This window comes from Nitrospina sp. P1_D6 (genome assembly GCF_052156615.1).
GTDB lineage: Bacteria > Nitrospinota > Nitrospinia > Nitrospinales > Nitrospinaceae > Nitrospina.
In genome coordinates, this window is sequence record NZ_JBQKUN010000001.1 from 12854 (window position 1) to 33212 (window position 20359).

The 20359-nt window shown below is 57.2% G+C and carries 13 protein-coding genes, 3 tRNA genes and 2 rRNA genes; 6 read left to right on the top strand and 12 right to left on the bottom strand.

Features of this window, described 5'->3' with window-relative positions; translation table 11 throughout:
* Positions 1 to 34: 34 nt before the first annotated feature.
* From ACTRXA_RS00080 to ACTRXA_RS00105, 6 genes are all read right to left on the bottom strand, one after another.
* A 23S ribosomal RNA gene (locus ACTRXA_RS00080) occupies positions 35 to 3053 on the bottom strand.
* 121 nt (positions 3054 to 3174) lie between these two features.
* Positions 3175 to 3247, bottom strand: a tRNA-Ala gene (locus ACTRXA_RS00085).
* A 55-nt stretch (positions 3248 to 3302) separates the two neighbouring features.
* Positions 3303 to 3379: transfer RNA gene (locus ACTRXA_RS00090), tRNA-Ile, on the bottom strand.
* A 145-nt stretch (positions 3380 to 3524) separates the two neighbouring features.
* Positions 3525 to 5046, bottom strand: a 16S ribosomal RNA gene (locus tag ACTRXA_RS00095).
* Together the 16S and 23S rRNA genes with 2 tRNA genes alongside form the textbook arrangement of a ribosomal RNA operon.
* 311 nt (positions 5047 to 5357) lie before the next feature.
* On the bottom strand, positions 5358 to 7118 hold the full coding sequence (locus ACTRXA_RS00100) for an ABC transporter ATP-binding protein (RefSeq protein ID WP_442425172.1): 1761 nt from the start codon (positions 7116 to 7118) through the stop codon (positions 5358 to 5360).
* 94 nt (positions 7119 to 7212) lie between these two features.
* Positions 7213 to 8370, bottom strand: coding sequence for a hypothetical protein (locus ACTRXA_RS00105; RefSeq protein ID WP_442425173.1), 1158 nt, complete (start codon positions 8368 to 8370; stop codon positions 7213 to 7215).
* A 145-nt stretch (positions 8371 to 8515) separates the two neighbouring features.
* Between ACTRXA_RS00105 and ACTRXA_RS00110 the strand changes: the two genes are divergently transcribed.
* The 5 genes from ACTRXA_RS00110 (at position 8516) to ACTRXA_RS00130 (ending at position 12067) form a co-directional block, all read left to right on the top strand.
* Positions 8516 to 9373 carry a UbiA-like polyprenyltransferase gene (locus ACTRXA_RS00110; protein ID WP_442425174.1) on the top strand — a complete coding sequence of 286 codons (858 nt, stop codon included), beginning with the start codon at positions 8516 to 8518 and terminating at the stop codon, positions 9371 to 9373.
* Positions 9374 to 9506: 133 nt separating this feature from the next.
* Positions 9507 to 10607 carry an aminofutalosine synthase MqnE gene (gene mqnE / locus ACTRXA_RS00115; RefSeq protein WP_442425175.1) on the top strand — a complete coding sequence of 367 codons (1101 nt, stop codon included), beginning with the start codon at positions 9507 to 9509 and terminating at the stop codon, positions 10605 to 10607.
* Positions 10608 to 10753: 146 nt separating this feature from the next.
* Positions 10754 to 11089, top strand: a complete 336-nt coding sequence (locus ACTRXA_RS00120; RefSeq protein WP_442425176.1) for a hypothetical protein — start codon at positions 10754 to 10756, stop codon at positions 11087 to 11089.
* 14 nt (positions 11090 to 11103) lie between these two features.
* Positions 11104 to 11286, top strand: a complete 183-nt coding sequence (locus ACTRXA_RS00125) for a hypothetical protein (protein ID WP_442425177.1) — start codon at positions 11104 to 11106, stop codon at positions 11284 to 11286.
* 52 nt (positions 11287 to 11338) lie between these two features.
* Positions 11339 to 12067 (top strand): pentapeptide repeat-containing protein, encoded by a 729-nt coding sequence (locus ACTRXA_RS00130; protein ID WP_442425178.1) that lies wholly within the window; start codon positions 11339 to 11341, stop codon positions 12065 to 12067.
* Between the two features lie 33 nt (positions 12068 to 12100).
* On the opposite strand, the gene ACTRXA_RS00135 is transcribed toward ACTRXA_RS00130, so the two are convergent.
* The 3 genes from ACTRXA_RS00135 to ACTRXA_RS00145 are packed head-to-tail and all read right to left on the bottom strand — an operon-like array spanning position 12101 to position 16552.
* The gene (locus tag ACTRXA_RS00135) at positions 12101 to 13153 is read right to left on the bottom strand and encodes a prolipoprotein diacylglyceryl transferase family protein (RefSeq protein WP_442425179.1); all 1053 of its coding nucleotides are present in this window, start codon (positions 13151 to 13153) and stop codon (positions 12101 to 12103) included.
* A complete protein-coding gene (locus tag ACTRXA_RS00140; RefSeq protein ID WP_442425180.1) occupies positions 13150 to 14202 on the bottom strand; it encodes a phosphatidylserine decarboxylase in 1053 nt (350 codons plus the stop codon). The genes ACTRXA_RS00135 and ACTRXA_RS00140 overlap by 4 nt, the downstream gene beginning before the upstream one ends.
* Positions 14147 to 16552 (bottom strand): hypothetical protein, encoded by a 2406-nt coding sequence (locus ACTRXA_RS00145; RefSeq protein WP_442425181.1) that lies wholly within the window; start codon positions 16550 to 16552, stop codon positions 14147 to 14149. Before ACTRXA_RS00145 ends, ACTRXA_RS00140 begins: the two co-directional genes overlap by 56 nt.
* A gap of 291 nt (positions 16553 to 16843) precedes the next feature.
* Here ACTRXA_RS00145 and ACTRXA_RS00150 point away from each other — a divergent pair, with 291 nt between their 5' ends.
* Complete coding sequence (locus ACTRXA_RS00150) at positions 16844 to 17056, top strand: hypothetical protein (protein ID WP_442425182.1); 213 nt, start codon at positions 16844 to 16846, stop codon at positions 17054 to 17056.
* A 70-nt stretch (positions 17057 to 17126) separates the two neighbouring features.
* Here ACTRXA_RS00150 and ACTRXA_RS00155 read toward each other — a convergent pair.
* The 3 genes from ACTRXA_RS00155 to alaS form a co-directional block, all read right to left on the bottom strand.
* Positions 17127 to 17203 (bottom strand) — tRNA-Arg (locus ACTRXA_RS00155).
* Between the two features lie 27 nt (positions 17204 to 17230).
* Positions 17231 to 17563, bottom strand: a complete 333-nt coding sequence (locus ACTRXA_RS00160; RefSeq protein ID WP_442425183.1) for a hypothetical protein — start codon at positions 17561 to 17563, stop codon at positions 17231 to 17233.
* A gap of 123 nt (positions 17564 to 17686) precedes the next feature.
* Entirely contained in the window at positions 17687 to 20326 is a 2640-nt protein-coding gene (gene alaS, locus ACTRXA_RS00165; RefSeq protein WP_442425184.1) for an alanine--tRNA ligase, read from the bottom strand.
* Positions 20327 to 20359: the final 33 nt, after the last annotated feature.

A 20359-nucleotide genomic window follows, 5' to 3' on the forward strand; every position in this document is an offset into this window, starting at 1 on the left:
ATACAATTGATATCGCAGACAAAGTAGCTGAAAAAAGGTCAAGCCTCACGACTGATTAGTACCGGTTAGCTAAACACATTACTGTGCGTACACATCCGGCCTATCAACCTTGTAGTCTTCAAGGAGTCTACAGTCCCCGAAGGGAAGAGAGATCTTGTTTTGGGGTTGGCTTCCCGCTTAGATGCTTTCAGCGGTTATCCTTTCCAGACATAGCTACCTGGCAATGCATCTGGCGACACAACCAGCACACTAGAGGTCTGTCCACTCCGGTCCTCTCGTACTAGGAGCAGCTCCCCTCAAATCTCTAACACCCACAACGGATAGGGACCGAACTGTCTCACGACGTTCTAAACCCAGCTCGCGTACCGCTTTAATTGGCGAACAGACAAACCCTTGGGACCTGCTTCAGCCCCAGGATGCGGTGAGCCGACATCGAGGTGCCAAACCGCCCCGTCGATATGGACTCTTGGGGGCGATAAGCCTGTTATCCCCGGCGTACCTTTTATCCGTTGAGCGATGGCCCTTCCACACGGGACCACCGGATCACTAAGACCTGCTTTCGCACCTGCTCGACCTGTCGGTCTCGCAGTCAAGCCCTCTTATGCCTTTACACTCGACGGCTGGTTTCCAATCAGCCTGAGAGGACCTTCGCGCGCCTCCGTTACAATTTAGGAGGCGACCGCCCCAGTCAAACTACCCGCCTGACATTGTCCCTGATCCGGATTCACGGACCGAGGTTAGAATATCAATGTAATAAGGGTGGTATTTCAAGGGTGACTCCCCCGAAGCTAGCGCTCCGGATTCAACGTCTCCCACCTATCCTACACATACTAGATCAATACTCAATATCAGGTTGTAGTAAAGGTGCACGGGGTCTTTCCGTCCTGTTGCGGGAAACCGGCATCTTCACCGGTATGTCAATTTCACTGAGTCCCTGGTTGAGACAGTGCAGCCATTGTTACGCCATTCGTGCAGGTCGGAACTTACCCGACAAGGAATTTCGCTACCTTAGGACCGTTATAGTTACGGCCGCCGTTTACCGGGGCTTCAATTTGGAGCTTCGTCCGAAGACTAACCCCTCCTTTTAACCTTCCGGCACCGGGCAGGCGTCAGACCCTATACATCGTCTTGCGACTTCGCAGAGTCCTGTGTTTTTAGTAAACAGTCACAGCTGCCTGGTCACTGCAACCCCTCTCGGCTCCAGAAGCAAGTTCTTTCACCTAATAGGGGCACTCCTTATCCCGAAGTTACGGAGCTAATTTGCTAAGTTCCTTAACCAGAGTTTTCTCAAGCGCCTTAGGATTCTCTCCTCATCCACCTGCGTTGGTTTAGAGTACGGTCCCGTATAACCTGAAGCTTAGAGGTTTTTCTCGGTAGCCTGGGATCATCTAGTTCGTTTTCTCCGTAGAGAAGACTCCCCATAACGTCTCGGAGTTAAAAGAGGTCCGGATTTGCCAAAACCTCCCTCCTACATGCTTGGACCGGGACGTCCATCACCCGGATAGATTACCCTTCTACGTTACCCCATCGCAGTTATACGAGGTACGGGAATATTAACCCGTTTCCCATCAGCTACGCTTTTCAGCCTCGCCTTAGGGGCCGACTTACCCTGAGAGGATTACCCTTCCTCAGGAAACCTTGGATTTTCGGCGAACAGGTTTCTCACCTGTTTTAACGTTACTCATGCCGCCATACTCGCTTCCATACAGTCCACCCGTCCTTACGGTCGAGCTTCAACCCGGTATGGAACGCTCCTCTACCACTGAATGGCACCGAGGTGTCATTCAGTCCACAGCTTCGGTGATAAACTTAAGCCCCGATACATTTTCGGCGCAGGGACACTTGATAAGTGAGCTGTTACGCTTTCTTTAAAGGATTGCTGCTTCTAAGCCAACCTCCTTATTGTCTGAGTATTCCTACAACCTTTCCCACTTAGTCTATCTTAGGGACCTTAGCTGGTGGTCTGGGCTCTTTCCCTTTCGACCACGGATCTTAGCACCCGTAGTCTGACTCCTGCGATACGGCCTGCGGTATTCGAAGATTGGTTGGGTTTGGTAACCTGGTGAGGCCCCTAGCCCATCCAGCGCCCTACCTCCGCAGACTATTACGCAAGGCTAGTCCTAAAACTATTTCGAGGAGAACCAGCTATTGCCGGGTTTGATTGGCCTTTCACCCCTATCCACAGCTCATCCAAGGGCTTTTCAACGCCCACTGGTTCGGACCTTCACGAAGTGTTACCTCCGCTTCATCCTGGCCATGGATAGATCACCCGGCTTCGGGTCTACTCCATTCAACTGATCGCCCTGTTCAGACTCGCTTTCGCTACGGCTCCACCTAACGGCTTAACCTTGCTGAATAAAGTAACTCGGCGGCTCATTATGCAAAAGGTACGCGGTCACACCTGCATCCGGCAAGCCGGATGTATAGTGCTCCCACTGCTTGTAGGCACATGGTTTCATATTCTATTTCACTCCCCTCACCGGGGTGCTTTTCACCTTTCCCTCACGGTACTGGTTCACTATCGGTCGCCAATTGGTATTTAGCCTTGGGGGGTGGTCCCCCCGGATTCCTACAGGATTTCTCGTGTCCCGTAGTACTCGGGTGCCCGATCGAGAATGAAGATGACTTTTCGTTCACAGGGCTTTCACCTTCTATGGCCAGGCTTTCCAGCCTGTTGAACTAAGACACCTTTTTTTTACATTCCGACAGGTCCGTATCCCTGTCAAATCAGGTCCCACGACCCCGGACGCACAACGCACACGGGCTTGACATACGTCCGGTTTAGGCTATTCCCGTTTCGCTCGCCGCTACTAAGGGAATCGCGGTTGCTTTCTACTCCTCGGGGTACTGAGATGTTTCAATTCCCCCGGTTGCCTTCACTGCCCTATGTATTCAGACAGTGATGACACGGTATGACCCGTGTCGGGTTGCCCCATTCGGGAATCTCCGGATCAACGCCTGTTAGCGGCTCCCCGAAGCTTATCGCAGCTTGCTACGCCCTTCATCGACCATTGGCGCCAAGGAATCCACCATGCGCCCTTATGCGCTTGACCAAAATCCTCAGCTACTTGTCTTGCGATATTCAATTGTAAAAGAGCAGTGCCCTTCATCAGGGAAGGGCAATTCCGAAAATTCGGTACGGTTCCAACGAAGATGTCGATTTCGTTTTAGGTATGGAGGTGAACGGGATCGAACCGATGACCTCCTGCGTGCAAGGCAGGCGCTCTCCCAGCTGAGCTACACCCCCATATACGGTGCCAGACTGGCCCACCCGGGCCGGCCATCGATCATCTCAAATCAAATGGTGGGCCTAGGTAGATTTGAACTACCGACCTCACGCTTATCAGGCGTGCGCTCTGACCAACTGAGCTATAGGCCCCTGATACCTGTCAGGCTTTAGCTCCCGATCATGCCAAATAACCTGGTGCCGAATTTTTATAGAAAGAAAAGGTGCCAACCCAACTCACGGATGGTTGATCTCGTCGATTTCGACCGACAGATTTGCCGGATCAAAATCTCCTTAGAAAGGAGGTGATCCAGCCGCAGGTTCCCCTACGGCTACCTTGTTACGACTTCACCCCGATCACCAACCATACCTTAGGCAGTAGCTCCCCGAAGGTTAGCATCGTGACTTCTGGTACAGTCGGCTTTCATGGTGTGACGGGCGGTGTGTACAAGGCCCGGGAACGTATTCACCGTGGCATGCTGATCCACGATTACTAGCGATTCCAGCTTCATGGAGTCGAGTTGCAGACTCCAATCCGAACTGAGACCGGCTTTTTGAGATTAGCTCCACCTCGCGGTATTGCAACTCTTTGTACCGGCCATTGTAGCACGTGTGTAGCCCTGGACATAAAGGCCATGAGGACTTGACGTCATCCCCACCTTCCTCCGGTTTATCACCGACAGTTCCTTTAGAGTTCCCGGCATTACCCGCTGGCAACTAAAGGTAGGGGTTGCGCTCGTTGCGGAACTTAACCCAACATCTCACGACACGAGCTGACGACAGCCATGCAGCACCTGTGCAAGGGCCCCGAAGGGAAACCTTGTTTCCAAGGCGGTCCCAAGCAAGTCAAATCCAGGTAAGGTTCTTCGCGTTGCGTCGAATTAAACCACATGCTCCACCGCTTGTGCGGGCCCCCGTCAATTCCTTTGAGTTTCAGCCTTGCGACCGTACTCCCCAGGCGGGGCACTTAATGCGTTAGCTGCGGCACAGAAGGGATCAACACCTCCTACACCTAGTGCCCATCGTTTACAGCCAGGACTACCGGGGTATCTAATCCCGTTCGCTCCCCTGGCTTTCGTATCTCAGTGTCAGTTGCAGGCCAGAAAGCCGCCTTCGCCACTGGTGTTCTTCCCAATATCAACGCATTTCACCGCTACACTGGAAATTCCGCTTTCCTCTCCTGCACTCAAGCCGAATAGTTTCAAACGCAATTCCACGGTTGAGCCGTGGGCTTACACGTCTGACTTATCCGGCCACCTACATACGCTTTACGCCCAATGATTCCGAACAACGCTCGCCCCCTCCGTGTTACCGCGGCTGCTGGCACGGAGTTAGCCGGGGCTTCCTTTGGTGGTACCGTCATTGTGTTCTTCCCACCCGACAGAGCTTTACGACCCGAAGGCCTTCATCGCTCACGCGGCGTTGCTGCGTCAGGCTTTCGCCCATTGCGCAAAATTCCCCACTGCTGCCTCCCGTAGGAGTCTGGACCGTGTCTCAGTTCCAGTGTGGCCGATCACCCTCTCAGGCCGGCTAACCATCGTAGCCTTGGTGAGCTTTTATCTCACCAACTAGCTAATGGTCCGCGAACTCATCTTTGAGTGGAGTTTGAGACTCCTTTTACCGCATCTCTTATGAAACGTGGTCTTATTCGGTATTAGCCTAACTTTCGTCAGGTTATCCCAATCTCAAAGGCAGATTATTCACGTGTTACTCACCCTTGCGCCACTTTACTCATTCCCGAAGGAACTTTCTCGTTCGACTTGCATGTGTTAGGCACGCCGCCAGCGTTCGTTCTGAGCCAGGATCAAACTCTCCAGTTGTAAAACTCGAAAATTTGACCAAATTAAAAATTAACAGGCATCCGCAAGCTTAGGTTGGCACCTTATTCTGCTTTCAAAGAACAGTGATGGCTGGAGTGATCGTTTGAACGACCCTCAGGTCCATCGAAAAATTTCAATCTGAAACAAATATAGGAAGGTCATCGGGGACCTAACTTTCGAACCCCGGATGCTTGAAAATCCTAGGTGTTGTTCAAGTGATTTAAGTTATATCGGCTTTATCAGAGTTGCGCAAGTGTTTTTTTAGAAAATTCTGTAATATTTTTTAGGAACTTGGCCGAACCGCTACCAGCCTACATATCCGCCTCGTCCAGGGCCTCCGGCTCGTGCTCCAGCTGGTAGCTTTTCAGGGTGTAGAGGTAGTGATACAGCCCTTCCTTGTCCATCAACTCCTGGTGCCGGCCCATTTCCACCACCCGCCCGTGCTCCAGCACGATGATGCGGTCCGCATTATGGATGGTGGACAGCCTGTGGGCGATCACAAACGAGGTTTTGCCCTTCATCAGGCGCTCCAGGGCCTCCTGAATGAGCTTTTCCGACTCGTTGTCCAGGGCGGAGGTGGCTTCGTCCAGTATCAACATGTGCGGGTTTTTGAGAATGGCGCGGGCGATGGCGATCCTCTGCCTCTGTCCCGCAGACAGGCGGATTCCCTTCTCCCCGACAATGGTCCGGTAGCCGTCCGGGCAGGCGCGGATGAAGGCGTCGGCATTGGCGCTCTTCGCCGCGTCGACGATCTCTTCCTCGCTGGCCTCGGGCTTGGCGTAGCGGATGTTCTCCTCAATCGTCCCGCCGAACAGCAGGGTTTCCTGCGGTACCAGCGCCACCTGCTGCAAATAGCTGCTCAACTGCACGGTGTGGATGGGGATGCCGTCCACACAAATTTCGCCTTCCACCGGATCGTAAAAGCGGTGCAGGAGGTTGATGAGCGTGGTCTTGCCGGCGCCACTGGGCCCCACCAGGGCCACCATCTCGCCCGGCTCGACGGTGAAATCGAGTCCCTTCAATACTTCCTGGTCCGGCCTGTAGTGAAAATGCAGGTTTTTCACCTCCACGCGGCCGACGATGGGAGGCATGGGCTGAGCGCCGGGCAGGTCCTTGACCTCGCCCTCGGTATTCAATATGTCGAAAATGCGCTGGCTCGCCCCCAGCGCCTCCTGGATACGGGTGTACAGCCGGGCGAAACTGCCCATGGGCCCGGCGATGATGGTGGCGTACAGGATGAAGGCGATGAGTTCGCCCGGGCTGATGTTGCCGGCGATCACCTGGTGCCCGCCGTACCACAACAAGACCAGCGCGGTGATGAAGGCGATGAAGCCGATCGAAGGGCCGAAGAACGCGGAAATCTTCACCCGCTTCTTCGCTGACTCAAAGCTGTCCTCCACCGCCGCCTCAAAGCGGTCGATCTCCAGCTTCTGCTTGACGAACGATTTCACCACCGCCATGCCGCTCAGGTTTTCTTCCAGGATGGTGGTGGAGGTGGACAGCTTGTCCTGGATCTCCGTGGACAACGCGCGCAGGCGCTTACCGTAGTAACGGGCGAACAGAACCAGGATGGGCGCGAGCACGAGGATCATGAACGTCAGCTTCCAGTTCATGTAGATGATGATTATGATGCCGCCGAACAGGCGGATCGACTGCTGCAGCACCGTCGCGGGCAGGTCGGTGATGACGCCCTCGATGGTGGAGATGTCGTTGGTCATGCGCGACATGATCTCGCCGGTCCGGCGCTTGACGAAAAAGCTCATCGACAGTTTGTGGATATGCCGGAAGATGCGCTTGCGGAAGTCGGTGGTGACGCGTTTCTCGGTGATGTCGTACAGGTAATTGTGCGCCGTGCTGAACAGCATCTGCGAAAGGAACAGGAGGGCGATGATCCACGCCATGTCGTTGAGCAGTTCCACATCCTTCTTCACCATCACCACGTCCACCAGCTGCTTGACGAACAGCGGGATCGCCAGGTTGGTGGCGGAGGCGAGGATCAGGAGGATGCTCCCCCAGAACAGCATGGTGCGGTAGGGGTGCAGAAAACGGGCGAGTTGTCTTACGTATTTCATAGGGTGACTGGGGTTGGGGTTGATTGCGAGGCCACATCATACCGTCAACCGCCACAGCGCGGAACCGAAAATTTTTGCGAAGGGCAGGGGGTTGTCAGTGCATCATGCCGGAGAGGCCGGGGATGAAAGGGAGGAGGATGGAGACGGCGATCAGCACAATGATGATCCATTCCAACGTCTCCAGGCGCCGGGTCGCCTCGGCGTCCGACAGCTTGCCGTAAATGCTCTCGATGGTGTCCAGCTTGCGCTGGATGCTCTCCTGCCAGTCCTCCAGGCCCAGCTGGCGGGAAGCGAGGTCGTACAGCCGCGCCAGGAACACGTCGCCGAACAGTTTGAGCGAGTTGGTCACGCCGTCGAAGATGATCTCGGTGTCGAGCTGGAACTGGCCGATGCTGCGCAGTTTCGGTGCCAGCGACTTGAACTTGCTCGCCGACTTCCCGCCCGCCGCCGGCGGCAGGTGATCGTAAAACTCGTCGAGCGCCTGGTTCAGCTTGTTGTTCAGGAACGCGAACTCGAGGAGCGCCACGTTGGTGTACTCGAGCACCGTGCAGATGTCCTCCGGTTCGGTGTCGTACACCAGCGCGCAATCCCAGCCGACGAAGGTGACGTCCTCCAGCCCGTACGAAATGCGGTTGGAGATGATATCCTCGGTCTCCTCATGCGACAACCGCTCGCGCTCGCCGCGCAGAAGGCGGGCGACGGTCTCCGGATACTTTTCGATGAGATCGTGCACGCTGACGTGGGGATCGAACTCCTCGATCTGGAACACGAAGTAGTCCTCGAAATGCGGCGAGACCGACAGGCGGCTGACGGAAGGGCCGATGTCCTTCAGGACCTGGTCGAGGGCGCGCCGGGCGTGCTGTCGCAGTCCCTCGCTCTCGTAGGCGGTTTCGATGAACGCCACCAGCTCCGTCAGCGTGCCGGAGAAGGGGACGACGAGGTCGATCGACACCGCGCCGAACTCAAACAGCAGGACGTTCACCCGGCTTTCCGTGGTGTGGCGCGGAGTGATCTGGAACGCGTCCACCGGCGTGGACATCCACACGGGCGACGGGGTCAGCTGGAAATACTTGCTGACGCGCCGCTTCGCCTGGATCTGCGAGCGGCCCTTGGGCGCGGTGATGTGCCGGTCGGCTTCATCGAGGTTGATGGCGAAGCCGACGTCGTAGGCGAAATATAGATGCGCGGTGCCGTTTTTTATGGAAATATCGGGTCGCTCGGCGGGCTTTCCGGCGGTCTCGGTGACGGTCATGCGCGTGCCTGTGAATGAGAAATTGGAGTTAGTGAATCCACGGCTTCTTAATAGAAAGATTTTCTCTTTTTTTACCTGTGTTCATCGGCGGTTGCCATTTGCCGGACCGCTTCTCCCTCTTCCGAAATAGTGTGGACGAAACCGCATGTGGGAACAACTGAAAATCATCTTCGCGGACATCAAAATTCAACACACCGTGTTCGCCCTGCCGTTCGCCGTGATGAGCGCCTTCCTCGCGGCCGGGGGCCTGCCCACGTGGGAGCAGATGCTGTGGATCCTGCTTTGCATGTTCGGCGCGAGGAACGCCGCCATGGCCTTCAACCGCATCGTCGACGCCCGCCTGGACGCGAAAAACCCGCGTACGGAAAACCGCGCCCTGCCAGCGGGCAAAGTGGGGACGGGGCAGTACTGGGCGTTCCTTATTGTGTCGTCCGCCATCTTCATCTTCGCCGCCGGCATGCTGAACCGCCTCGCGCTGTGGTTGTCGCCGGTGGCGCTGGCCATCGTCTTCTTCTACTCGATCACCAAACGCTTCACCCCGTACTCGCACGTGTTTCTGGGATTTGCCCTGTCGGTGGCGCCGGTGGGGGCGTGGGTGGCGATCCGCGAGGAGATTTCCTTCACCTCGCTGGTGCTGGGCGCGGCGGTGGTGTTCTGGCTGACGGGCTTCGACATCATCTACGCCTGCATGGACGTCGAGGCCGATAAAAAAAACCGCCTGCACTCCATCCCCGAGCATTTCGGTATCGGCCGTGGACTGCTGTTCGCCCGCGCCGCGCACGCCATGATGGTGCTGTTCCTGCTGGGGGTGATGTACCTGTCACCGCTGCTCGGTGTGACGTACCTTGCCGGCGTGCTGGCGGTGGCGGGATTGCTGATCTACGAGCATGCCATCGTCAGGGAAGACGACCTGACGCGCGTGAACATCGCCTTCTTCAATGTGAACGGACTCATCAGCCTCACCCTCATGACCCTCGTCATCGTGGACTGCCTGTGGGTGTAACATAAGAGGGGACCACGGGTGCACACAGATCTGGATTGGCAGATTTTGGGGCTCTCCCAAACCCTTTGCCTTGGGCCGGTGGAATCGGGTATAATCCCTTCCTCTATTGAATCAACGGACTTTATGGAGTGTTGTGGTGTTTGAGTTTCTGGATGAGCGGCTGAAAGCCATTGAAGACAAAGTGAAAGCGGGCGAGCGCCTGTCCTTCGACGACGGCGTGACGCTGTTCAAGACGCCGGACCTGTTGGGCGTGGGCCGTCTGGCCACCATCGTGCGCGAACGCAAAAACGGCGACAACGCCTACTTCATCCACAACCGCCACATCAACCCGACCAACGTTTGCATACACACCTGTAATTTCTGCGCGTTCGGCGTCAAACCCGACGCGCCCAACGCCTACGAAAAATCGCTGGAAGAAATCTTCTCCGACGCGCAGGCCTACCAGAACGGCAAGGTCAGCGAGTTCCACATCGTCGGCGGTCTGCACCCGGACTGGCCGTACTCGATCTACCTCGACATGGTGCGCGGCCTGAAGGAACGTTTTCCCGATGTCCACCTGCAGGCGTTCACGGCGGTGGAGCTGGATTACCTGGCCAAGCTCGCGGGCAAGCCGCTCAAGGACACGCTGGAGGAATTGTACGCGGCGGGGCTGGGATCCATTCCCGGCGGCGGCGCGGAAATCTTCGCCAAACGCGCGCGCAAGAAAATCTGCAACGACAAGATCACCGGCGAGCGCTGGCTGGAGGTGCACGAGACGGCGCACGGCGTCGGTCTCAAGAGCAACGCCACCATGCTGTACGGTCATCTTGAGTTTGCGGAGGAACGCGTCGATCACCTGGTGCGGTTGCGCGAGTTGCAGGACAAGACCGGCGGTTTCGTGACGTTCATCCCGCTGGCGTTCCATCCGGAAAACACCAACCTGCATTTCCTGCCGCCGACGTCGGGTCAGCTGGACCTGCGCGCCCTGGCGGTCAGCCGCCTCATGCTCGACAATTTCCCGCACATCAAGGCGTTCTGGATCATGATTTCGCCCAAGATCGCTCAGTTGTCGATGTCCTTCGGTGCGGACGACATGGACGGCACCGTGGTCGAGGAAAAAATCATCCACGCCGCGGGCGCGACCACAGACCAGATCTTCCACCAGCGCGAGATCATCGACATGATCGTCGAATCCGGCCGCCTGCCGATGGAACGCGACACGTTGTACGAAGACACCCACCTCGCCGCGGTTTAACGCGCGTATTTCGCATAAGTTCACTGGCCCATCCCGGCTTTCGGCGCCGTCGAGAATCTTTTTCCTCTCTTCTTTTCAAAAGCTGCGAAAGTGGTAAAATTAGAATTCAACTTTCAATGGGGGACAGCATTGCGGAGGTGCGGGGCATGAGTCAGCCGATTCGAAAACAGCAGCCCAGGCCCAGAAAGAACGTCGTTGGCGGGGTGGATTTCAGCAAGGATTACATCTGTCTTACCTGCGGATGCCAGCGTCAGCCCATCAATGTGCGCCGCGGCCACATCGTCATCGAGGTCCTGTTGTACCTGTTCTACATTGTGCCCGGCGTGATGTATACGCTGTGGCGGTCCGTGCGACGACATGACGTCTGCCCCAAATGCCGGACGCCTTCGATGGTGAAGACCACGTCGCCGCAGGCCTTTCAACTGCGCCGGTTGATGAGCGCGATGAGTCAGCCGAAAGACAAACCCGCAGGCGAAGCGTGAGCCCGGATCCGCACATGAACGAGAAAGACAAATCTACGGAGACACCTCCCCCGCCGGAAAAAATAAACAAGGAAAAGCGGCCGGAAGAGAAGGGCAAAAACGTTCAGGATATTTTGCAAAAGGCGCGGCGACGCGGCATCCAGCAGAAAGGCCAGCAGGGCGTCATCGAATTCGACTACCCCCGCAAAAAAGAGTGAGCATTCCCCCGGCGCATTCGCGTCGAAAAACAATCCCACCTGGAATGAAAGCATGACGGCAGACGATCGCGATTTCAGCGGCCGCGAATTGAAGGAGATGGATTTCAGCGGCCGTGATTTGAGCCAGTCGGATTTCGCGGAAGCGGATTTGACCGCGGCCAACCTGTCGAACTGTGTCCTCACCTATTCGCAGTTTTACCGGGCGCGACTGCTGCAGGTCCAGGCGGAGACGGCGGACGTCTCCCAGTCCAGCCTGCTGGAAGCCAATATGAGCCACAGTCGTTTCACCGGGGCGTCGTTTGCCGGATCGGAACTGGAAGGGGCGGACCTGCGTCACTCCAACTTCACCAACGCCAATTTCTCTGAAGCCAACCTCACCGGAGCCTACCTGGAGGGCGCGAACCTGGAAGGAGCCAATTTCCAGCGGGCGGAATTGAAAGCGGGGGCGCTGAAGCAAGCCGTGTTCCGCAACGCCAACCTGTTTGAAGCCGACCTGCGTTACACACGCGTGGATGAAGCCGATTTCACCGGCGCCAACCTGGAAGGGGCCGACTTCACGGGCTCGGACCTGTATAACGTCAGGTTCAACGACGCCAACCTGAAGGATGTGGACTTCGCTGAAGTGGATATTTCAGGATGCGATTTCACCGGCGTGCAAAACCTCACCTGCGGGCAGATCGAGTCCGCGATTTTCCAGAAAGACACCGTCGCCTTTCCCGACTACATCTCGATCCATTGGCTCGACGACAACGAATACGAATGCGCCTGCAACACCGGGTGAAATCCAGAAGTCGAGTTACCGAGGTGGCCGAATTTATATCCGGTCGGTGCGCACGCGGAAGGTTACCTGCGATTCGGTCACCTGGCTCCGTCCCATGTAGAGGAAGGTGATGACGCAGAAGATGAGCGTCGACATTACCGCTTTCCATTGAAAGATGGATGGCCACGCTTGTGCGATGGACACGGTCAGGGGAGGCTCCGGAAGGAGCCATCCAACAAGACCCGCATACGCCAGTGCTATCAGCGCGCCTTTCTGATACACGCTCCAGCGTCCCGCACCGCGGTGGTCGCGACGTAGAAACTCCGAGGCGAAGCGCCACCCCTGAGAGACTCCGACGGAAATCAAAAAAGCGGTGAGAAACTTGGATGCGAGAAAAAAAGCGAGGGCGATGCTACCGCCAACCAGGTGCAGGGCGGCAGTGAGGGCCTGAATGGGGAACATAGGCACCTCTTCCCAGCCCTGCGCGTAGGCGATTTTTTTGGTCGCTCCTTCAAAGCGAAAACAGTGGTTTTCAAAAAGGCGGCGCAACCCCAGCGGCATCTCGTGCAGGGGTTTGCCGTAACAGCAACCGAAACTCATGCAGGCCAGCCGTCCCCAACCTTCCGCCATGCAGTAACCGACCGTCAGCGCGGCGAACACAGGGAGCATGGGAAGGGACTCGATTTGGAAGCTACCCGGCAGAGCGTTGATCAAACCCAGCACCGGCAGGGCCAGTGCGCCTCCGGCCCAGAAGGCACCCTGCGTGGTGAACGTGTGCTGCTTGCCTTCCACCCATTGCGAGAATACGCGCGCCGCAAACAGTCCGGCCCCCACTACCAGCGTCAGAAACAGCAGGCTGGAATCGAGCGCCGCACCGGCTCCCGTGCTCAACGTAAAAAACATCATTACGCCCAGGCCCAGAGCGGTGGCGGTGAGCAGGCCGTAATAAGTGAGGTTTAAGGATTCCCAGCTTCCGTCCTCGCGCTTGCGCACCGGGATGACCGCGAGAAACTGAAACCGTTCCCGTGGAAGGTATTTGCATCCTATATAAAGATAAATCACAGAGAAGAGGAGCAGCCCTGCACAAAAAATCCAGTTGCCGGTCATGATGCGATTCCATAATTGGGCTTGCTTGAGCCGATCAGGGACCGCACCTTGACATCCGTTTCCACCAGAGGTGTTTTCAGGTCGAAAGAATAACGGCTTTTGGCAAACGGGTTTTTGAGATTGGCGACGATGCGCGCTTCGAATTCCACGCGGTCTTTCTGGAAAATCAAAATGGTGGTGCTGCTTCCGGGGCGGAACAGGCTTTTTGGCTGGCCTTTTTGCAGAAACCGTCCGGGCGTCATCGGCTGGGGGTCGGTGTACCGGTGGCGGCTGTAGCACTGCACCACTTCGCCGATCATGAGCGCCACCACCTCCACCATGGCGACGAGACCCAGTCCCGTGCCGCCGGGGACATCGGTATCGAGAATGGTCACGGTGCGTTTGTTCTTCGAACAGGGCGTGGCGAAGGCGATCAACGCGCCGGGGTTGCACGAATGGTAGCGGCCGTCGATCTCGTAAAAATCGCGCACCTCCCCGGAGACGGGACAGTGGTTGTAATGGTATTTTTCCGGCGTCAGCCGGAAGAGGGCGAAATCACCTCCGGTAAAGGCTTTGCGCCAGACGGGCCGGTCGCCCAGCAGTTCTTCGTAGTCGAAAAATTTGTGTTTCACCGGAAGAAGGCTTGTTTTCTGGAACGACCCCACCAGTACACGGCTGTCCGCCGGAGAGACCACCGCTTCGGGCGCAGGGGGCAAGGGACGACATTCCCAGTAACGGATCTGCCGTTCAAAAATTTTGCGGGGCGTGTCGAGCCGCCAGACGGGTTCGACGCATTCCTCCCAGCGGAGGTCACACTCTTGCAAAAAGCGTTCGTTGCCGCAAAGCCTTGCGCCCAGTTGAGATTCGTAATTCAAATAGCCCACCCAGCGCGACCAGTGTTTGCTGGTCATCAGGCGAAACAGGAAGGGAGCGTGCTCGCGGACCTGTGAATACAGAAAGCGGATCAACGGATCGCTCAACAGGTGTTCGTCGACGATGGCGCCGGTTTGGCCGTCAATATACTGATGCTGGAGCAAGGCCGGGATTTTGGGTTTCGTGTGTTTTGGCATTTTGATTTTCGGTATCGAAAAGAATTGACAGCATCAGTGCTTGCAACAAATTTTCCACTTCCTTGAAAGTAAGCATGCCCTGTGCCAGTTTTTGCGGAAGCCCGTTCCAGTACACCCTCTGGGTTCGGGTTCCGTGAACGCGGGCGAGAAACCCGGGATCGTGCCGCCGGACGAATTCATGGAACGTGCGATTGTGACAGAACGTCTCCGCCAGCTCTTCCACTGATTCCTGGATGTGTTGCTTTCGGAGCCCATCGCGGAATTGCGATTCCGCGGCGGTGTTGAACGTCTCCGCATCGAGATCAAAGGGCGACTTCGCATCGCACGTCTGTAATATAGAACGGGTCAGTTTGCCTCCGGCGGAGTGTTCTGCCGGGTATCGCACGCGGTCTTCCAGGTCGCGCAGGGTTTCTTCCATCCCCAGCATGGACACGAGATCTGCCGCTTCCATACGGAGAAGACGGACCAGCGCTTGTTTGTATTCGACTGTGGGAACGCGGAAGGAACCCGGATAGCGGGAACTGGTGCGTATATTTTCGGTGTGCTTCAGGATATGACGCAGGAAATAATTTCCGCCGTTGCTCTTCACGAAAAAAGTGGGAAGCTGGATGGCGGAGGCAAAAACAATTTGCCGCCGTTCGCTTTCGCAGAACGGGTCGTCGGGAATACTGCGATGGGTGACGGCGCCGCTTGCGATCAGACGGTAGGCAAACAGTGTGATCAGTCTCTGCATATTGGCGGCGTGGGCAATGTCGTCCCGGAGGCTGTGGAACAGGGAATAATAACGGCCTTCGAATCCTGAATACCCCATCTTGCTGAAGTGCCGCAGGCGAAAGAACGAGTAGATGGGCATATGATCGTGAAACACGCCCATGTGCATCAGATCGCGCGCGAGGCGTTGCTGATTGCCGGGTTTGCCGTCCAGGGCGGAGCACTGTTCCGTGCTGAGCAGGCAAACGAGGTAATCGATCAGGCGGAAGTCGGCGATGAAATCGCCCTTCAGGCCCAGCGTGGTGCGTGTCATCGAGTCCAGCCATTCCGGACCGAATGGGGTGACGGGGTGATTGAAAAACTTTAGCCGTGCTTTTTTCTTCCACCGCCGCCAGAACATGCGCAGGTGTGTGTAATGCAATTCGTGCGGCAGAAACCCGAGCGCCTTTTCGGGATGAAAATCGGTGAAGTCCATGCGGTACGGCGCGGCGCTGTATGTTTCCACGAACAGCGGCAGGAAGTGTTCGGTGATTTTAATGGCCAGATCGCCGATGCGTTTTTCGTCTGCTTCGGTCACGCCGGAGGCGGGGTCGGCGAGCGCAGACGTCAATTTGCGCGATCCCAGGCTGATGTGTGTGCCGTTGTTGGCGAGGCTGGTATTTGATGGATTGGGCAGGCACACGAGGTTGCGTGTGATAATGCCCGCTTCTTTCAACTTCGTGAGGGTGTTCAATTGACTGCGGCTCAGCACCTCATGGCAGAGTGCCATGTAGGCGTGTTTTGTTTCGCCGTCGTCCCAGCCGGACAGACACGGGCTCATGAACAGCTCGCGGTAAAACGAATCGGGAATCATCTCGTTCAGCTTTTTCTGTCTCAGCGGCGGGTGGGGCGAATAATAAACGGTGGCCTCCTGCCCGTGGTCCTTGAGCTGGAATTTGAGGTTGGCGTATTGAATGAGGCCCTGCGTGAGCAGGTAGCGCTGACCCGTCTCTCGCGACAGGGCGCGACCCATGCCCGACTCCGCGTCGAGGGAGCTGATATAAAACGAATGCGTCTCGGGTGACGTATTGTCGTTCAGAAAATGGTCGAGAAACCGGGGGCCTTCCTCCCGGCAGATTGCGGGCAGGGATGGCGACCGGTTCAGGTAGTCGGCCAGCGCGAGCTTCAGCAGGTAACTGATCGGAACGCGCACCCAGGGCTCGCCTTCTTTCTGAAACAGGAATCGATCCGTATCGGCACGGGGCGGAGAAGCTGGGTTCTTTTTGTCGGCGCGCAGGTCATCCTCGAGCAAGCGCTGGGTGCCTGGAGCCAGTGCCGTCAGCGGAAACCGCACCCAGCTGTTTTCCCACACCCGGAGGTTGTCGCCGTCCAGAAACTTTTCCAGGTCGGCCACCTGCTTTTTCGGGATCTCTCCCGCCCGGCAACGTTTCAGCACGCTGGAGAAAAAACTCGACTCGCGAATGCGGACCGCGAGGTCCACCTGCGAAGCGTTGCCTTTCACCTCCGCCTGCAGTTCGCTTTCCGAGCCTGCGGTCGTGTCGTTTGTGGAAAAGGGGAGGGATTCGATCAACGCCTCGTGGGAGGAAAAGTTGACACCCAGTGAGCGGAAAACATTTTGATTGGTTGTGCGTTCGTTCATGAAACCTTTCGGGCCGAGAAAGTTTGTGGTGTGCGCCCCTTCATTGTTTTGAACAAAGATTACGCCCGGACTGTTATGAACGGGATGGGGTTTGGTTTGATTTTAGAAAGGTTTGCGAAAGGTGAGGGAGGGGCCGGGTCGCTGGTTTCGGTTAAGGCGGCCATTGGCAGCGATTTAGAGACTCGTTGGGATAAGGGGAGCGGGATGGCGGATCGCACCGGGTTGCTTGCGTTCCCGGCCTGTGTTCCAATGGAAGCATCAGGGGAGAGGCTTTTCTGGAAGAGAACGTTTATGGAGCAACCCGGCTACAAACGCAACATCCTGCCCGAATCGGAAACCCTGGAACTGGAGGGCGTGGGATGCCGCGAGGCGGTGCGCATCATCGACTCGGAGGTGGAACTCGCCATGTTCTTCACCAAGTGCCGTGCCATGAAAAGCCTGGACCTCATCGAGTTCGAAACCGCCACCAAGATGACCTCCGACGGCGACATCATCGACGCCTGAGAGCAGGGCAATGCATATATAAAACAAAAAAACCACCCGGCGAGTGTTCGCACGGGTGGTTTTTTGTATCTGGCACGCCCGGAGGGATTCGAACCCCCGACCTTCGGAACCGGAATCCGGCACTCTATCCAGCTGAGCTACGGGCGCAATGTTTGATTTGGGAAAGAATAAGGCCTAGACGTCGTCGTCTTCGCTGGCCTCCGGCATGGTGTGCTTGACGCCGGTGTACTTGTCCTCGCGTCCGAACTGACGGATCATGTCCAGCCGCCATTTCCACCACTGTACTTCTTCCAGCACATCCTCGGACGCGCCGTCTGGCGGAAACAGTTTGACGGCGCCTTCGATGCCGACCTTGGCTTCGACGCCTTCCGGCAGGTGGATTTCAAACTCGCCCATCACGCTGACGGGATTGGCCACCAGCCTTTGTTTGAATTCTTCCTGCGTCACCGCCTGCGTGGCGACCTGTTTCCACTTTTCGTCCAGTTCTGTTTTGCGTTTGTGTTTCATGTTCGATCCCTCACCGCGTCACCGCGGTTGGCTGGGCGGATTTGTGTTTGCATTCGGTTTCGCCCTAAAGGGTATCCGACAGCGGCGGACATGGCAATGGGAAACTGCCTGTGGTGCGGGCGCTTATTTTTCGAGAAGACCCGGCACGGCGTTGAGCGCGTCGTCGAGTTTTTCCGGCTGGCTGCCTCCCGCCTGCGCCATGTCCGGCCGACCGCCGCCACTGCCGCCGACGATGCCCGCAATTTCCTTCAAAATGTTGCCGGCATGAAAGCGGTCGGTGAGGTCTTTCGTCACCCCGGCGGCCAGCATCACCTTGCCGTTGTCGCTGGACCCGGCCACCACGACGCCGGACTGGATCTGGTTCTTGGCGTTGTCGATGAACGAGCGCAGGGTCTTGGCATCCATGCCCTCCAGCTTCTTGACCAGCAGCGACACGCCGCTCACCTTCTTCACCTCGTCCATGAGGCTCGTGCCGCCGCCCTTGCCGCTGATGAGCTTGTCCTTGAGCGTGCTGACTTCTTTTTCCAGCTCGCGCTGGCGCTCCAGCATTTTCTTGATCTTGTTCATCTCTTCATTCGGCTGGGCCTTGAGCAGTTTGCGGATGCCGGAGAGCTGGCCGAACTCGTTCTGCAGCCACTCGTAGGCGCGCGAGCCCGTCACCGCCTCGATGCGCCGCACGCCGGAGGCGATGCCGCCTTCATGCGTGATCTTGAAGAAACCGATGGTGCCGGTGGCGGGCACGTGCGTGCCTCCGCACAGTTCCTTGCTGAAGCCGGGGACGTTGACCACGCGCACGTGGTCGTCGTACTTCTCGCCGAACAGCGCCACCGCGCCTTCTTCCAGCGCGTCTTCCATCGACACGACCTTGGTCTCGACTTCGTGATTGGCGCGGATCTGTTCGTTGACCAGCGCCTCGATGCGCTCGCGCTCTTCTTCCGTCAGCGGCGAAAAATGCGTGTAGTCGAATCGGAGCCGGTCCGCTTCCACCAGCGACCCCGCCTGCTTGACGTGCGGTCCGAGCACTTCCTTGAGCGCCGCGTGGAGCAGGTGCGTGGCGGAATGGTTGTTGGCGGTGTCAATGCGTTTGCGTGTGTCGACCTGCAGATTGAGCGCGTCGCCTTTCGAAACCGTGCCCTGCGTCACCTTCGCCTTGTGCACGATGAGGTTGTTGAGCGGCTTCTGCGTATCGGTGATCTCCAGCCGCGCCCTGTCGTGAAACGCCCAGCCAATGTCGCCCACCTGCCCGCCGGACTCGCCGTAAAACGGGGTCTCGTCGAGAACCAGTTCGATTTCATCGCCTTCGCCCGCCGACTCGACGGGTTTCTGATCTTTCAGCAGGGCCAGCACACGGCCTTCGCCTTCCGTCCCGCCGTAGCCGTCGAACAGCGTGCCGCCGTGCTCCTGCACGATCTTCGTGTAGATCGGCGCGATCTGTTTTTCCCCCGACCCCTTCCACGACGCCATCGCCTTTTCCCGCTGTTCCTTCATGGCGCGGTCGAAGCCGGTCATGTCCAGCTCGAATCCCGTGTCCTTGGCGGTTTCTTCCACCAGATCGACGGGGAAGCCGAAGGTGTCGTACAGCTTGAACACTTCCTCTCCGGGGATGACGGTTTTGTTTTCCTGGCGCAGGCGGTCGAGGATTTCGTTCAGCCGCTCGGTACCGAAGGTGAGGGTGTTGTTGAAGCTGACCTCCTCGTTGGTCACGACTTTCTGGATGAAGTCGCGGTTGGTCTTGAGGTCGGCGTACACGCCCTGGAATTTTTCGATCACGTCTTCCGTGATGTGATGGAAGAAGGGTTTTTCCTGGTCGAGCAGTTTGCCGTGACGCAGGGCACGACGCATGATGCGACGCAATACGTAGCCGCGTCCTTCGTTGGAGGGAAGCACGCCGTCGTTGATGAGAAACGTCGCGGCGCGGGCGTGATCCGCGATGACGCGCAGCGACACGTCGTTTTCGTGAGTGGCGTTGTAGGCCTTGCCGGTGATCTTGGCCGCGTGCTCGATCAACCCCATCATGATGTCGGAATCGTAGTTGCTGGGCTTGCCCTGCAAAACGGCGGCGAGGCGTTCCAGTCCCATCCCGGTGTCGATGCACGGGCTGGGAAGCGGCGTCATGGTGCCCGTATCATCCCGGTCGTACTGCATGAAGACGAGGTTCCAGATTTCGAGGTAGCGGTCGCAGTCGCACCCGACTTCGCACGTCGGCTTGCCGCAACCGAGTGCCTCGCCCTGGTCGATGTAGATTTCGGAGCAGGGTCCACACGGCCCGGTGCTGCCCATCGCCCAGAAGTTGTCTTCCTCGCCCAGGCGGTAGATGCGGTCGTCGGCGAGACCGATGTCGTTTTTCCAGATTTCGAATGCTTCCTCGTCGTCCTTGTAGATGGAGATGTAGAGTTTTTCTTTCGGCAGTTTGACGATCTCGGTGAGGAATTCCCACGCGTAGGCGATGGCTTCCTTCTTGAAATAGTCGCCGAACGAGAAGTTGCCCAGCATCTCGAAGAACGTGTGGTGACGCGCCGTGCGCCCGACCATCTCCAGGTCGTTGTGCTTGCCGCCGGCGCGCACGCATTTCTGTGACGAGGCGGCGCGGGTGTAGTCCCGCTTCTCCTGGCCCAGGAACACGTTTTTGAACTGCACCATGCCCGCGTTGGTGAACAGCAGGCTGGGGTCGTTTTTCGGCACCAGCGCGTCGCTTGGCACCACGGTGTGGCCGCGGTCCTCAAAATATTTCAAAAACAGATGTCGTATCTCGTTGCCTGTCATGTCGATCCGTTCGGAGATTCTATTAATCCGGGG